At 67.3% G+C, this 14,856-nt stretch carries 9 protein-coding genes, 2 tRNA genes and 1 pseudogene; 11 read left to right on the top strand and 1 reads right to left on the bottom strand.

What is annotated here, in order from left to right; genetic code table 11:
• The first annotated feature begins 65 nt into the window (after positions 1 to 65).
• From KYK13_RS11495 to KYK13_RS39285, 8 genes and pseudogenes are all read left to right on the top strand, one after another.
• Positions 66 to 3,749 (top strand): hypothetical protein, encoded by a 3,684-nt coding sequence (locus tag KYK13_RS11495; protein WP_223644108.1) that lies wholly within the window; start codon positions 66 to 68, stop codon positions 3,747 to 3,749.
• A complete protein-coding gene (locus KYK13_RS11490; RefSeq protein ID WP_223644107.1) occupies positions 3,746 to 4,285 on the top strand; it encodes a DUF1318 domain-containing protein in 540 nt (179 codons plus the stop codon). The genes KYK13_RS11495 and KYK13_RS11490 overlap by 4 nt, the downstream gene beginning before the upstream one ends.
• Positions 4,279 to 7,758, top strand: a complete 3,480-nt coding sequence (locus tag KYK13_RS11485) for a hypothetical protein (RefSeq protein WP_223644106.1) — start codon at positions 4,279 to 4,281, stop codon at positions 7,756 to 7,758. The genes KYK13_RS11490 and KYK13_RS11485 overlap by 7 nt, the downstream gene beginning before the upstream one ends.
• A gap of 203 nt (positions 7,759 to 7,961) precedes the next feature.
• Positions 7,962 to 8,456, top strand: coding sequence for a Spy/CpxP family protein refolding chaperone (locus KYK13_RS11480; RefSeq protein WP_223644105.1), 495 nt, complete (start codon positions 7,962 to 7,964; stop codon positions 8,454 to 8,456).
• Positions 8,457 to 8,570: 114 nt separating this feature from the next.
• Positions 8,571 to 8,702, top strand: coding sequence for a hypothetical protein (locus KYK13_RS38845; RefSeq protein WP_255654232.1), 132 nt, complete (start codon positions 8,571 to 8,573; stop codon positions 8,700 to 8,702).
• 135 nt (positions 8,703 to 8,837) lie between these two features.
• Positions 8,838 to 8,909 (top strand) — tRNA-Val (locus KYK13_RS11475).
• Between the two features lie 12 nt (positions 8,910 to 8,921).
• Positions 8,922 to 8,998, top strand: a tRNA-Asp gene (locus KYK13_RS11470).
• 181 nt (positions 8,999 to 9,179) lie between these two features.
• Positions 9,180 to 9,413 (top strand): annotated as a pseudogene (locus KYK13_RS39285) (TRIC cation channel family protein); the annotation flags it as partial.
• Here KYK13_RS39285 and KYK13_RS38840 read toward each other — a convergent pair.
• Positions 9,314 to 9,790 carry a M20/M25/M40 family metallo-hydrolase gene (locus KYK13_RS38840; RefSeq protein WP_370645410.1) on the bottom strand — a complete coding sequence of 159 codons (477 nt, stop codon included), beginning with the start codon at positions 9,788 to 9,790 and terminating at the stop codon, positions 9,314 to 9,316. The pseudogene KYK13_RS39285 and the gene KYK13_RS38840 overlap by 100 nt on opposite strands.
• 339 nt (positions 9,791 to 10,129) lie before the next feature.
• Between KYK13_RS38840 and KYK13_RS11455 the strand changes: the two genes are divergently transcribed.
• From KYK13_RS11455 to KYK13_RS11445, 3 genes are all read left to right on the top strand, one after another.
• Positions 10,130 to 10,588 (top strand): Ig-like domain-containing protein, encoded by a 459-nt coding sequence (locus KYK13_RS11455; RefSeq protein WP_223644104.1) that lies wholly within the window; start codon positions 10,130 to 10,132, stop codon positions 10,586 to 10,588.
• Positions 10,589 to 10,654: 66 nt separating this feature from the next.
• A complete protein-coding gene (locus KYK13_RS11450) occupies positions 10,655 to 13,003 on the top strand; it encodes a hypothetical protein (RefSeq protein ID WP_223644103.1) in 2,349 nt (782 codons plus the stop codon).
• Between the two features lie 6 nt (positions 13,004 to 13,009).
• Positions 13,010 to 14,398 carry a lipopolysaccharide assembly protein LapB gene (locus tag KYK13_RS11445; RefSeq protein ID WP_223644102.1) on the top strand — a complete coding sequence of 463 codons (1,389 nt, stop codon included), beginning with the start codon at positions 13,010 to 13,012 and terminating at the stop codon, positions 14,396 to 14,398.
• The last annotated feature ends 458 nt before the right edge of the window (positions 14,399 to 14,856 follow it).

Below are 14,856 nucleotides of genomic sequence, written 5' to 3'. Positions count from 1 at the left end.
TCGGATTGAAGGCCGCTTCCGCCGCATGGTAGGAGGATGCGGGCCGGTCGCCTCGACGGAACATCATGGACTCCCCCGGTGCTGGACGGCCTCGTCGGCGGTTGACGCGAATCATCGCGGGCGCGTCCCTGCTCCTCCTCGCGACACTCGTCCTCCTGCTCGTGGCGGGGGTGACCGCGCTGCACCACCTCGACCACCCCTGGCTGAAGCCGCACGTCCTCTCCCAGGTGGAAGCGGCCACGCACGTGCGGCTGGATTACCAGACGGCGCGCATCGACGTGCTCTCGGGGCTGCGCCTGGAAGGCCTGGTGGTGCGAACCCCGCCGCCGTTCCAGGACGTCGCGCCCGACTTCCTGCGCGTCGGCACGTTGGACGTGGCGTGGTCGTTCGGAGCCCTGGTGAAGGGCCCGGTCCGGGTGGCAAGCGTGACGGTGCGCGACGCGGACATCGTCCTGGTGGCGGATGACCAGGACACCACGTCGCTCACGAACCTGACCGGCCCCCCAGAGCCCGAACCGGTGGATGAAGCCGCCCCCGGCACCTCGCGGCAGGTCGCGGATCTCTTCGCCGCACCCTTCCCCGTCAGCAGCATCGGGCTGTCGGACGTGTCCCTGACATACCTCCGCGTCCAGCGCGGCGCGGTGGTGGACCGCTGGTCCCTGCGCGGGCTGGACGCGGGAATCGAAGCGAAGCCCCAGGCCCCAGCCTGGAAGCTCCTCGTGGACCTGGGACAGGGCGGGAAGCCGCTGGCGCTGACGCTGAACCGCGAAGCCCCGACCGTGCCTGCCGCCGAGGCCCTGCTGGAGCTGGCGCTGTCCGTGGAAGCGACCCGGGACGCAGCCCGCGTGAAGGTGGACCTGGACGTCGCGCGGCAGTCCTTCGATTCGCGCTTCGCGCTCCGCTCGCTCCTGCACGGCGCGGTGACGGCGAAGTTCGACGCCGAGAAACAACGCACCACCGTGGAGCTGGACCGCACGCGGCTGGCCGACAGCGCGGAGGTGCGGGCCCAGGTCGTGCTGTCGGACACAGGGGAGGTCGCGCCCGTCCTGACGCGAGCCCTCGCGGACGTGGACCTGGGACGGCTGATGCAGTGGATCCCCGCGGACCTGCGCCCGTTCTCCCTGGAGCGAGGCAAGGCGCACCTGGAGGCCCAGGAGGTCACGCTCAGCGACATGCCCCAACTGGGAGCCCAGGGCCGGCTCGGGCTGGACGTCGACGTGGCGAAGCTCCTCTTCGTGCAGGAGGCGCTCAGGGTGGAGCTCGCCGAGGGGCGCATCTCCCTGAACGCGACTCCGGATGCGCCCCAGGGCCTGGCCGCGCGGCTCGCGTTCGCGCTCCAGGGGCTGGACGTCGGAGGCGCCACGCCGCTCCGCGTGCCGAAGGCGTCCGGCGAGCTGACGGGGCGTCAATTGCGGCCCGACCTCGCATCACCTCTCCGTGTCGCGGGAGACGCGGCCCTGTCCGCCAAGGTGGATGCGCTGGACGTGCGTGCGTCCGGATACCGCGCGATGGCCGAGCGCCTGGGCTTCCAACTCCAGGCGCCCCTGACCGCGAAGCCCCCATTCGCGATGAAGGCGGACCTGCCCGTGGAGACCCTCCGCGTCCTCTCTCCCGAGGGCCGCGAGGTCCTGAAGGGTCCCGCGCGCGTGCAGCTGAACGTGACGGACGCCTTCCCCACGATGGACGAGCCCCGCCTCAGCAAGGCCCGCGCACGGCTGGAGCTGGACGTGGGCACGCTGCACGGCTCACTGGACGCCACCAAGGGCACCGACGACGTGGCGTACACGCTCGACGTCCAGACGCCGGACCTCGTCGCCGCACGGCCCTTCATTCCGGATGATGTCGCCGCACGGCTCCCCTGGAAGCAGCTCGCCGTGACGCTGGCCTCCAAAGGCAGACTGACGGCGCTCTTCGCGCCCTCGCCGCGAGTGGATCACCAGACAGAGCTGCGCCTGCAGAAGCCGGGCTGGGACGACGTGTCGGCCGCGAGCGCCGCGCTGGTGCTGAAGTCCCAGGGAGACGAGTGGAAGCACCAGGGCGCCCTGGACCTGAAGTTCGAAGGGCTGCGCATCGGAGACACCGACGCGGGCGTTCAACACCAGACGCTGACGTTCGACGTCGACCGCCGCAAGCCTTCGCTGCGCCTGGGCCTCACCGGCCAGACAGGCCTGAAGGTCGCCGCCGAAGCGGCGCTGGCGTTCGACCGCAAGGCCCGCGCGCTCCGGGTGGATGTGAAGGGCGACTTCCCGCCCCTCGGTCCCCTGTCACCGCTCCTCGCGAAGGCGCAGGTGCCCCCAGAGGTGGACACCTCCAAGCTCGCGATGACCGGCGAGCTGCATGGCACCCTCACCGGCGTGCTCACCCACCTCGGCTCCGACGGGACCTTCCGACTGGCCCCCATGCCTCCGCGCGGCGCGAACTTCGAGGGCACGGCGCAGGTCGACCTGCGCGGCGTGCGCTGGAAGCATCCGGACCAGACCGTCAACGTCCCCGCGCTGCGCTGGCAGGCCGAGTCGCACGCCGACGGCTCCAACCGCACCGTCCACACGACCCTGGCGGTGGAGAAGCTCACGGTGGCCATGAGCGACCGCCGGCTGACCTTCGCGGAGCTGTCCAGCGACAGCACCGCCTCCTTCACCGACCAGTGGGAGAAGGGCGACATCGAGCTGAAGCAGTTGATCAAGTTCCGCTCGCTGGAGCAGAAGCCCGCGCTGCCCTACCCCGTCCAGGACGTGGAGGCGTCGTTCTCCGTCGTGCGAAACCCGACCGGCGTCATCCGCATCCCGGGCCTGCAACTGACCAACGGGGGCACCCGGACACAGCTGAAGGTCCAGGGGCGGCTCGACCTGAGCAATGATCAGCAGCGCATGGGGATGCGGGGTTCGCTGGAGCAGGACCTGGCCCACCTCGCGCGTCCCGGACAGCTGGAGAGCAGCGGCAAGGCCACGGTGAACTTCCGGGTGGCCTCCCCCGACCTGACCGTCTTCCGCACCCTCTCCAGCCTCAAGCTGGAGAACGTGAACGTGCGGATGCCCGAGTCCGGCATCATCGTGGAGGCGCTCAACGGCGACGTGCCGCTGACGGAGAACGTGGAGGTCTCCCCGGACGGGGTGCGGCTGCTCAACGACCTGACCGTCAATCCGTACTCGATGCTGCGCTTCGCGGATCAACACCCGCTGCTCACGCGCAGCGGGTTCCTCTCCGCGGACAACATCACCACGCCGTGGGTCACCATCGCGCCGCTGGCGGGCAACCTGGCCATCAACCAGAACGTGTTCTCCATGAGCCAGCTGGAGATGGGCATCCGCGGAGGACGCGTCACCGGCCAGTGCATGCTGGACTATCAGGGCAGGAACTCCACGCTGGAGGCCCACGTGCGCGCGACGGGCGTGAAGTCCTCGCGGGGCGAGCCCTTCGACGGCAACGCCGCCATGGTCATCTCCGCCAGGGACCGCAGCATCAACGGGCGCGCGGAGATCCTGCGCATCGGCAACCGGCACCTGCTGGACCTGCTCGACCTGGAGGATCCGCGCCACGCCGACCCCGCCACCAACCGCGTCCGCTACGCGCTGAGCCTGGGCTATCCGCAGCACGTGCGCGTGAGCTTCAAGCAGGGCTTCGGCAGCCTGCTCATCACGATGGGCGGCCTGGCCCGCTTCGTCAGCATCGATGAGATCCGAGGCATCCCCCTGGGCCCCATCGTCGACCGCATGCTCACTTCCATGACCCCTCCGGAGGCCCTGCCATGACACACCGTGGGTTGCTGCTCGTGGCCGCCCTCGCCGCTCCCGGGTGCATCCGCGCGCCGGAGATCGTCATGGTGGACCGCGCGACCGCGCTTGAGGAGCAGGCAGCGGGCTCGTACCAGGACGTAGAGCAGCGGCTCGCGCGCGCGGGCATGAACCCCACGCCGGTGCCGCTGACGCCCAATCAGCTGGAGGACCTGGGCATCCAGCCTCCGCCGCTGGTGGAGAACCTGGGAAAGACGCAGGCGGACCGCGTGGACGACCTGGTGCGGCGCCACTGCGTGGGCGAGGGCAAGGACGGGCTGCTGGTGCTCACCCGCCGCCAGTGCACAGCCGGCCGCGTGTCCGCGGATGACTCCGCCCTGGTGGAGCGGGTGAACCGGGCCCGGCGCCAGCTGTGGCAGTGGATGCGCACCGTGCGCCCCGGCGTGGCGGAGGAGACGCTGCGCCGCAACTGGCGCCAGGCGCACGCGGAGGGCATCGTCTGCGGCGGCTGGGTGGAGGCCGAGGACGGCACCTGGGGAGAGAAGAAGTGCTGAGCTTCCGAGGCCCCTGGGTGCTGGCCCTGGTCGTGCTCGTCGCGGGCGTCGCCCGGGCCCAGGACGACGAGAACGACGGAGGCATGGTCGTACCCGAGCGGCTCACCGTCGGCATGGGGGACCAGTTCCTGGGGCAGTTGGGGCCGGACGAGAACCAGCTGCTGTTCGTGTCCAACCGGGACATCGCGACGGAGATCTTCAGCCAGGACCTGGAGAAGGGCCGCGAGCGCCGCCTCTTCGACGAGGGCGCGGACGTGACGTGGCCGCGCATCAGCCCCAATGGCAGACAGCTGCTCTACATCTCCTTCCGCACCCAGGCCGGCGGCCAGCTGTGCGTACGGGACTTGCCGGAGGCGAAGGAGCGCCGCTGTCTGGAGGAGGAGACGAGCGCGCTCCAGGCGGAGTGGATCGACGACACGCACATCGCCCTGGTGAGCCGGGCGACCATCCAGGGGGACCTGCGGTTGTCGAAGGTCGCGCTGGGAGCGCGGTGGAGCGTGACGCCGATGCTCGAGCGCAACCTGACCAGCCCCACCTTCTCTCCGGACGGACGCTGGCTGGTGTACGTCCCCGTCCAGCGCTCCGTGCAGGAGGTGGGGCCGGGCTTCGCGGCGCGAGCGGCGCCGCACCTGGAGGCCGTCCGGATGGATGTCCCCGGCGCGGCCCCGGTCCCGCTGACGCTGGACATCCCGGGGAAGACCGGCCAGCCGGTGTTCGCGCGAGACGGGCGCTCGCTGTACGTGGTGCAGTTCTTCACCGACTCCAACGGGGACGGGGTGATTGACGCGAGCGACAGCGGGGTGCTGTTCCGCGTGCCCTTCCCCTCCGAGCGCGACGACGCGCCCGCGCAGGCCTCGGCCTCCAGTCCTGACCAGCTCACCAGCGAGGCGTGGAACTGCGAGTACCCCTCTCCCACCGCCGCGTCGCTCGTCACGACCTGTTCCCGGGGCCAATCGCTGGACGTGTACCGGCTGCCACTGGATGGCCAGGTGCCCAGCGCCTGGGACGTGCCCCGGCTCAATGAAGAGCTGAGCATGGTGGGCCGGCGCGCGGATCAGCTCATCCTCTATCGCCAGCGGATGCTGCTCGAGAAGCGGCCCAAGCTCCGCCGGCTGCTGTTGATGCGCCTGAGCCACCTGCACCTGGCCTACGGCGACTTCGACGCCGCGGACTACTACGCGCGTCACATGTCCACGGTGGAGGATCCTCCCACCGCCGGGCTGTCGGAACCGCTGCGGCTGCTCATCGCCCACCGGAAGGCCCTGAAGGAGCGGGACCGGGGCCGCATGGTGGACGAGCTGCAGGAGGCGGAGCGCCAACGCATGGCAACCCTGGATCCGGCCGCCGCGCCCAGCCCGCCCTCCGCCGTCTATCAACACGTCGTGCGCAGCGAGCTGGCGCAGTCATCCGGCGCCTTCACGCTCGCGCGGCAGGAGCTGGAAGCGGCCCAGCTGACGGACACCACGCCTCGCGCGGTGCTGGAGGCCTGGTACGAACAGGCGGACGCGCTCTACCGCGAGCTCGACGACCGGCAGGCGCTGGTCGACGCCGGGCGCCGGCTCTCCCAGAACAAGATCTTCAAGGAGGACGACCAGCTCGACTTCGCGCGCTCCGCCGTCCGCGCGCTGTACCGGGGGCGCGGCTACGCGGAGGCGGACGCCGCCATGGCGCAGGCGCTCGCGGCTGAAGCCCCGGGGACGCCGTATGCGTTCGCGCTGGAGCTGGGCCGCCGCGTCAATGCCTTGCATGAGGAGCGCCCGCCCCGCCCCGTCCGTGACGCCCTGGTCGCCTTCTACCAACAACAGACGAACCCGCTCCGCCGCCGCGTGGTGGTGCAGGACACCGCCGAGCGCGCGGCGAGCCTGGGCGCGGACGGAATCATGGAGGCCCTGGCGACGCTCTACGTCGACGACGCCCCGGCGGGCACCGAGGAGCGTCGCCGGGCGGAGCGGCTGTTCCGGCGCGCGCTGATGGGCCGCGCCTACCGCCGCATGGCGCGGCAGCGGTTGGACGAAGCGCGCGCGGACTTCGACCTCGTGACCCGGCGGACGGGCTCATTGGAGAGCGCCGTCGAGTCCATGAGCCTGCGCCTGCGCGCGGGCGTCGCCCCGGAGGTGATCATCCAGGAGGTCTCCACGGACGTCCCGGGCAAGGCGAAGTCGCTCGCGCACTTCGTGAAGGCCTACGTGACGACGCGCCGGCTGTCCAAGCTGGATGACGAAGCCCATGCCCAGGCGGTGAAGACGGGGCTCGCGGAGCTGCGCGCGGCCTGGCCGGAGCTCAAGAACCAGCGCGAGGCGCAGGCCCTCATGGGGGCCATCCACCACGAGGACTTCCTGCGCGGCAAGAACCCCGCGGCCGCCGAGCGCGCCAACCGCCACTACCTGGTCGCCCTGGACCTGGTGCGCAACAACGCGCGCTACCGGGCGATGCTCCTGGGCGCGCTGGGCTTGCTGCACACGCAGGTGGGCAACCACCACATCGCCCTGGGCTACCTCGACGAGCGGGACAAGCTGCCCTACACGGACAACGGCGCGGGACTGTCCGTGTCCCTGGCCCGAGCCCGGGCGCTCCTGCACGTCAACCGCGAGGCGGAGGCCGCGCAGGCGGCGGACAAGGCCCTGGCCGTGGTGGAGGCCACGCCGAAGATGGAACGGTTCCTCCCGTTGGTGATGGACCGGGCGGCGCTCTACAACCTGGCCGCGGGGCGGTTCGAGCGGGCCCTGGCGCTCTATGACCGCGCGCTGCCCGGCGTCGAAGCCGGCCCCCGCGACGCGGAGGGCCTGCGCAACCGGCTGGTGCTGAGGCTGGCCCGCTGCGCCGCGGCGCTGGGCGCGGACCAACCCCAGCGGGCGCTGGCGGACCTGGAGCAGGTGGACCGGGACCTGACGACGCCCGCCGTGCAGGCCACGCTGAAGCAGGCGCACGCCACGCCGAAGTTCGTCCAGCGCGCGTATCGCCTCATCGCCTCCGGGCTGCGCGCCAACGCGGAGACCCGGCTCGGGCACATGGACGCCGCCGCCCGCGCATTGGAGCAGCGGCGCGCGCTGTTCCTGGAGCAGTTCGACGAGCTGGACCGCGACGAGGACATCCGCGCGGTGACGCTGGCGGAGCTGCGGCTGGCGGAGAACGCCGTGGACCGCCGGAGCCCGGCACAGGCGGCGCAGTGGCTGGGCAAGGCGCTGGAGCACGCGGACTCGTTGATGGCGCGCACCCACGCCCCCGTCGATGCCGGCCAGTTGGACGTGCTCTGGTTCGCGGCGCAGCTGCAATCCGAGGACACGACGCGCATGCCCTTCGACGTCCCCCAGCGGATGAGCCAGGCGCGGCGCGCCCTCATCGAGCAGCGCGACCCGGCGTGGCGCTCCTATCTGGCCTGGTTCAACATCTACCTGGCGCTCGAGGGCAGCACCGAAAGCGCCGCCGGGGACATGCAAAGCCAGACGCAGGAAGCCCGCACCGCGGCCGAATGAACACATTCGGTAACGTGCGGGACATTTTCGCGGAACATGGCGGGAGCACCTTGCACCGTGTCAGCCCGGAAGCCCGGGCCTGAGCGGCACGGGACGCCGTGGGGGACCAACCCCTCCCATGGGTCCCACGCGGTGTCTTCGTGCCATCAGGCCCCAGGCTTCCGGGTGCGGTCATCACGCGCAAGCGGGAGGTACGCATCGCCATGAAGCGCCACCTGTTCATGCTGGGCCTGCTGTTCGCCGTTCCCTCCTTCGCCGGATCCACCACCCCCACGGCGTCCACGTCACAGGACGCACGCCGTCCGCCCCCCTTCGAGCGCAAGTCGCCCGTCCAGTTGCTCATCGACCACCGCCAGGACCTGGCCCTCACGGACGCCCAGGTGTCGAGCCTGCAGCAGATCCAAACCTCACTCGACGCGAAGAACGCGCCCGTGAAGCAGTCCCTGGAGGCCCTGCGTCCGCCTGCTCCGCCCGACCGCAACGCCCAGGGCACGCCCTCCGCCCAGGACCAGGCCAACCGCGAGCAGGCCCGCGGCCTCTTCGAACAGCTGCGCACCAACGGCATGGCGGCGTACCAGGAGGCCGAGCAGGTGTTGACGGACGCGCAGAAGACCCAGGCCCGCATGATCCTGGAGTCCGAGCATCGCTCCCACGGCCCGGGCCACGGCGGCCGGGGCGGTCCTCCCCGGGGCGGATGAGCCTCCACCGCCAGTCCGGCCCCCTGCTCGCCAGGACGGCCGGAAGTCCGGCGGCTTGGAATGTCGTTTCCAGAAAGTCACGAACTCCCCGTCAGGATGTCAGAGGGTCTCCGTATGGTGTCGGGCATGGAGGCGATGATGCAGACGATGTTGGTGTTCGTGCCGGTGGCCCTGCTGGTGGGCGCCGTGGTGATGATTCCCCGCTCCCGCCGCCGCGTGCGGCGGTGGAAGGTGCGGGCCGGGTAGGCGGATCCGCGCCCGCCAGATCCGCCCCCTTCCGAGGGAGCGGAGATGAACTCAGGGGCCTCGAAAACAGATGCTTGACGGGGGCGGATGGGGACGGTACAAGCCGCCTCACTGAGTCACGGCGGGGCCGCGCAGGGGCGGATAGCTCAGCGGTAGAGCGGCGCCCTTACAAGGCGATGGTCACAGGTTCAATCCCTGTTCCGCCCATAAGAGTTTTGTGGGGAGTTAGTTCAGTTGGTTAGAACGCCGGCCTGTCACGCCGGAGGCCACGGGTTCAAGTCCCGTACTCCTCGCCACTTCGTCCCCTGTAAACCCTCGGGTTTACAGGGGATTTTTTTTGCCCGTGCCCACCGTAGCATCACCGTAGCAATTCGGCATCGCGTCCTCCGGGTGTTGGAGCTTCAGCTTCGAGACTTCCGCGCATAGGGACGCCCGGCTAGGTTACCTGAGTTCGCGAGCGGCCCCAAGCATGAGGCCATGCGGACCCGGCCACAGAACGCTGAGTCGTTCTCGGCGCCACATCCGTGCCCCCCTCCAGCGTCATGCGGCCCCGGCCAGCGCCGGAGGAACTCACGCGGCCCATGGCAAACCCCCGGCATGAGCAGGGAACCCTACGCACTGCTCATCCCTGGTTTGACGGGGACCTTCGCCTTCGCCCTCAACGGAGCATTGACTGCGGTGCGCGCCGCGCGCCTCGACATCGTTGGCGTCATCACCCTCGGCATGATCACCGCGATGGGCGGCGGCCGGCGCGCTGATCGCCTTCGCGTTCGCTCACCTCCTTCGCCAGCTCTCCCTGTCTGGCGAGCCATCCTCCTGGCGAGCCCATCCTCGAGCATGCCGCGCGCTCCGTCTCCGGTCTCCTCGGCCGGCTGAAACAGCATGACAACCTGGCCGTTCCAGTGGTCGGTGCCGGCCGCGAGCAGGTGGGCCGCTCCGAGCAGACACGCGACGTGCATGTCGTGGCCACAGGCATGCGACACCGGAACCGCGTCGCCGTCGGCATTGGTCGTGGTGACGGTGCTGGCATAGGGCAGCCCGGTCGTCTCACGGACGGGCAGCGCATCCATGTCCGCCCGGAGCAGCACCGTGGGGCCGTCCCCATTGCGCAACACCCCGACGACGCCGGTGCCGCCGACTCCAGAGTGCACCTGAAAGCCCGACTGCTTGAGCCGCTCGGCCGCCTTCCGCGCTGTCGCGTTCTCGTGGTGGGAGACCTCCGGATGCTGATGCAGCTCGCGGTAGAAGTCCTCCTGCCACGTTCAGATGTCGCCCTGCCCCGCCATCACCCGTGATGCAGCCGACATGGTTCCTCCTGGTGAACTCCCGGGCTGTCGAGCACGCGGGCGTCGAGCCTCCGCCATCCGCTCCTTCCTGGCCGCTGCCTCAAGCCCCGCGTTCGCCTCCTCCGCACCTGCTTGAGGGAGTTGGGCTTTACCGCGCCGCAGGTGCAGGGCAACACGCCCCTGGCCTTCAGCCTGGTGGTGACGGACGCGGACGGCGCGACGGCCGGTCCGTTCGTCTACTCGGTCACGGTGACGAACGTGAACCAGGCGCCGGTCGCCAAGGCCCAGATCATCTCCGGTGTTCGCGGCGGTGAGCAGGTGAAGCTGGACGCCTCGACGTCCACGGATCCGGACAACGAGGCGCTGACAAACGCCTGGATGCAGGCGGGTGGCGCGGCGCCGACGCTGTCGGGCGCCAACTCCGCCGAAGCCAGCTTCACGCCGGCGAAGAAGAACACGGCGGCGACCTACACCTTCCCTGACATAACGAGGTGGTCCTCCACTTGGGAGGGCCGCCTCTTTCTTCTTTCCACCAAGCCCGGCCCTACGTCACGGAAACCTGGCACGGAACTGGCATCCCACCCCGGCGTACTATGTTAAACATAGGCCGGGGACGCCCGTCGCGTTCAGTTCCCTCATCACCAGATCCGAAAGCACTCACCAGACATGGCCCGCATTTCATCGCCCACTCTGCGGCAGATATCCGCAGTCTTCGCATTACTGGCACTCACAGCCTGCCGCCCATCGACTTCGGATGACGGCGCGCTCCAGCTCCAAAGCAAGACCTCTGCCCTGGGCAACACGCGCTTCGAGAACGTCAAGGTCTACGGTGGCACGGTGAGGTTCTCATCGGCCGCGACCAAGCGGACCTTCACCGAAGAAGGGGCAACCTACACCATTGAATGTACCCACCAGGGGGCGGGGATCGCGTATCTGACACAGGACGCCGGCTCTCTCTACTATTGGACGGGCCGGTTCCAGGGAACAGTTACGATCAAATGCATCCAGGAAAGAAACATCACCACTCAGCTCTGGGCGCGGACGACCGTGACGCTCCCTTCCCAAAAAATCAACACACTCGCATTATTGTTCATGACGCCAGAAGCGACTCCCTACGAGGGCCCAAACTTCCGGTTCCTCTACGGGCATGACATCAACACCAGCAGCGCCTTCATCACTACGCTCTCCGAGTCCTCGGTCGGCACACACACCTCGACCGCTTATGCATCGCCGCTGAGGTACCCAGGACTCGGAACCACGCCATGGCCCATTCCGGCGAGCGGACTGGACCTCAGCGTGAACGTCACGGAGGACCAGGCTGCCCCTTGTGGCGCACAGAGCCAGAAGATCCCCTACAACTTCTCGTTCCAGCTTTCGCCAATGGACCTCAACGAGGTCAAGCTCCTCATCGAGCCTCCCGACAACTACGCCGAATGGCGGCCTTCCGCTCCCTCGGTGGATGAAGCCGACGAGATGCTCGACGCCCCACCTCTCGATGGTGTTGCCGTCGCCTTCAGTTCTGGCCCGCCCCAGTCCCTGTCGCAGGATGCAAGCTCAGATATCATCAACTCACTCGAGGTGACAGCCAGACTCCTGGGACCCGAAGCTCTCCAGGCCAAGAACATTGTCTTCCGGCTCAAGTCCTCAACAGTCCCCGGGGTGTCGAGCAACTGGCCACTGGTCGGGGAGCAGTATAACGAACGCGACCTTGAGTTGCGCCCCACCCAGGAAACAGCGCTCGACATCACGGACGCGACATCAGGCGGCGAGACCCTCCAGGAAGGACGGACACCGGACAGCTTGTATGACTCCGCCACTGTGTATGTTGATTCATTCGACTGGGGCGCCTACGGCGAGATGACGGTGGATGCGACGCTGCCTGACGGACGTATCATCCATGGGGTGGTCACCTCCGCACCCAATGAAAGCGCATTGCGTATCCCCAAGCGCAAGAGCGACTCCTTCATCGCCGACAACTGGAAGCAGCAATATCAGGTCGAGAACCTGGAAGACACCGATGACAACGAGGACATTCCACTCGGCGACGGAAACAGAGGAGATGGCCTGACACTGTATGAGGAATACCGTGGCTTCCAGGAACAGGGCAAACACACCAGCGGGAATCCAAAAGCCAAGGATTACTTCCTCTTTGTGGACTCGTCGCTCAAGAACATAGCAAACCCAGGCATCGGACTGTTCGCCTCCACCACAAAGCTGGAAGTCCACCAACTGAAGCGCGGCGAGTTCCCTGCGTCACTGGGGCGGGGTGACTTCAACCTCGACCACCGCGTGATCAACTTCAACAGGGCGCCCGATGGCAGACATCTTGTCGATCAGCACCTTGTCGTCTTGACACGCCCCCCCAAGAAGGATGGCGACACGGAGTATGGCGACACCACGACTGGAGAGTCCAGGACATACCGGAAGAACGATTCAGCCAACGGCACGCCCAAGGACATTTCGGTCGTTGAGCTATCAAAAAAGACCCTCAAAAGCGGCGACCTGAATATCGAGACGGATGTCGCACACGAGCTTGGACACACCGTCAACATCTACCATCATGGCGACGCAGCGGTCTCCGAAGAATTTATCGTAAGGGCTTATGACGCATTCATCCAGGCGAAGGATGCAAAGGGGAAAGTGGAGCCGCTCCGAATCTCCGAACTCTATGATGCGGATACGTTCGTGGAACTAGTTCCATCACCGGATTATCGCCAGGCTGGAAGGTTCAACAAGGTCACTTTCTCCCCGACCTCGGGAAATCAATACAGTGGCTTCGAGGATTGCTACATGCGTTACACCGGGGCGACACTTGTCCGCGAGGGGACTGACACAGCAACCAGCGTCAAGCGACTCTGGATCCGGAACCGAGAACAACCCGGCAAGCAGCTCTGCTCGAGAAAAACAGGCGTAACCTTCAACGCGGGGCCGCGCTCGCGGCATGGGAGTGCCCTCCGAGGCGACTGCATCCATCAGATTCTCGTCAATGACCGCATTGCCGCTCCCCAAAGGTAAGGCACCATGATCACTCGAAAATCGACGTCACTGCTGCAGGTGCTCCTCTTTTGGTTCACACTTCAGGGATTCACTGCCCAAGCCCAGACAGTCATCGAACCTGAGCTGGGAATTGGCGTTTTCGGCGACCCCCCGAACGTCACCTTCAGAGGTTCGCCCCTCATCCTCCAGCTCTATTTTGGTTTGCCCGCAGGCAAGGTCGCGGCGGCAGGCAGCGCCACGATTCAGCCCGTCCAGATTTCCGTTCCCTCCGGAAAATGGACACGGCTCGTCAAGCTGTCCGTCAAGAACCAACAAGGAGTGCTCCAGTCCTGGCCCTTTCAAGTCTTGACGCCGGTCGGAGCAAGCATCCAGATTGCTCCTGGCAGTCCGAAAGAGTTGCTCGTGATTCTTCCCCCAGAAGCCACCTCGCTGCTGGCCACTGGGACCTACAAACTGAAGCTCCTTCTGGATTCCCGCACAGGCTCCACTCCTGGGAGCTGGAAGGGCTGGGCCATCGATGACACCACGCTGGAGATCCTGGACCCACCGCAGGCGCCCGATCCCGCCGAACAGTGCTCGCAGGCATTGATACTTGCCGCGTACCACGAGCAGAAGAACAACACCGCGCAAGCGGAGGCAGTCCTTGCGCAGGCGCCAGCCCTTGTGGCGTGCCTGGCGGCTCGCGCTGAACTCGCCACTCGAACCGGCAACAAGAAGCTTGCCATCGACCTCTACAAGCAGGCCATCACGCGGCAGAGCCAACTGAGACAGCCGTCCGACGAGCCAAGCACCATCCTTGAAAGTCAATGCCAGCTCGTGACGAACAGCCTTCCGGAGGCCGAACGCGATCCCTTGGCGACGTGTGGCTATAGAGAGTGCATTGCCGAGTCAGAGGAAGAGATCTGCCACAGGGTTTCGGCGCAGTGCGGCCCCCTCCAGGCCACGGATATCTGTGGAAACACGAGCAACATCGCATCATGCGGCACCTGTACAGCCCCACAGACCTGCGGTGGCTCCGGTGTCGCCAATCAGTGCGGTTGCGCGCCCGAAACCAACGCCCAGTTCTGCTCGCGGCAGGGAAAAAACTGCGGCTCGGTAACGGGGCAGGACAACTGCGGTCAGTCCCGGACGGTGACATCCTGTGGCACCTGCTCCGGCACGGACAGCTGCGGCGGAGCCGGGACCGCCAATGTCTGTGGCACCTGCCAACCCATTCCACAAGCGACAGCCTGCGCAAACCGTCAGTGTGGTTCCGTTTCAGACGGATGTGGAACAATGTACTCCTGCGGTACTTGCCAGCTCGGCAGCCAATGTTCGCCGACGTACGGAGTATGCGGGCTCCCATGTGGGCAGAACGGGGTCCTGGTATGCAATGATCTATTTTGTCGCTGTGACGACAGTAGCGGCACGTAGCTGCTGGTACAGCACGTCGTGAATCCGTGGGGGGCGGTCTTCGCATGAAAGATCTCCCCCCTTGTCTTGGGTTGGAATCTCCGAGACGCAACACACGCATCGAACTCACTCATGATTGACCGCGCCCTGCTCCGCCCCTCGTCACGACATACGCCCGGGGCGGTTCTCGTCCTGGTGTGCATCTCGGCCTGCCGCACTCCTCAACGGGCCCTTCCGCATCAGGAGGAGCAGTCCGCGGTCGTGATGGGTGAGCCCTCGGATTACGACACCTGGAGACCGACAGCCCCCCTCCTCGACCCGCAAAAGGAATTCGAGGACGTGCCTTCGCTGGACACATTCCTGGCACCCGAGGAATAGCCAAGGAGACCGCGAGAAGTCATGGCGGATCCATGTGCCAGGGCCGCTAGACTCCTGATTCATGGCACGCACGTTCCAGGTGGGAGACACCGTCACGCACG

This window comes from Corallococcus sp. EGB, assembly GCF_019968905.1.
Lineage (GTDB): Bacteria > Myxococcota > Myxococcia > Myxococcales > Myxococcaceae > Corallococcus.
Note: the sequence above shows the minus strand (reverse complement) of the source record. Positions and strands in the feature narration are given on the sequence as shown.

Excerpts from the sequence above, each read along its gene's own strand:
- KYK13_RS11480 (WP_223644105.1), top strand. The coding sequence starts at position 7,962 with ATGAAGCGCCACCTGTTCATGCTGGGCCTGCTGTTCGCCGTTCCCTCC.
- KYK13_RS38845 (WP_255654232.1), top strand. The coding sequence starts at position 8,571 with ATGGTGTCGGGCATGGAGGCGATGATGCAGACGATGTTGGTGTTCGTG.
- KYK13_RS11450 (WP_223644103.1), top strand. The coding sequence starts at position 10,655 with ATGGCCCGCATTTCATCGCCCACTCTGCGGCAGATATCCGCAGTCTTC.
- KYK13_RS11495 (WP_223644108.1), top strand. The coding sequence starts at position 66 with ATGGACTCCCCCGGTGCTGGACGGCCTCGTCGGCGGTTGACGCGAATC.
- KYK13_RS11490 (WP_223644107.1), top strand. The coding sequence starts at position 3,746 with ATGACACACCGTGGGTTGCTGCTCGTGGCCGCCCTCGCCGCTCCCGGG.
- KYK13_RS11445 (WP_223644102.1), top strand. The coding sequence starts at position 13,010 with ATGATCACTCGAAAATCGACGTCACTGCTGCAGGTGCTCCTCTTTTGG.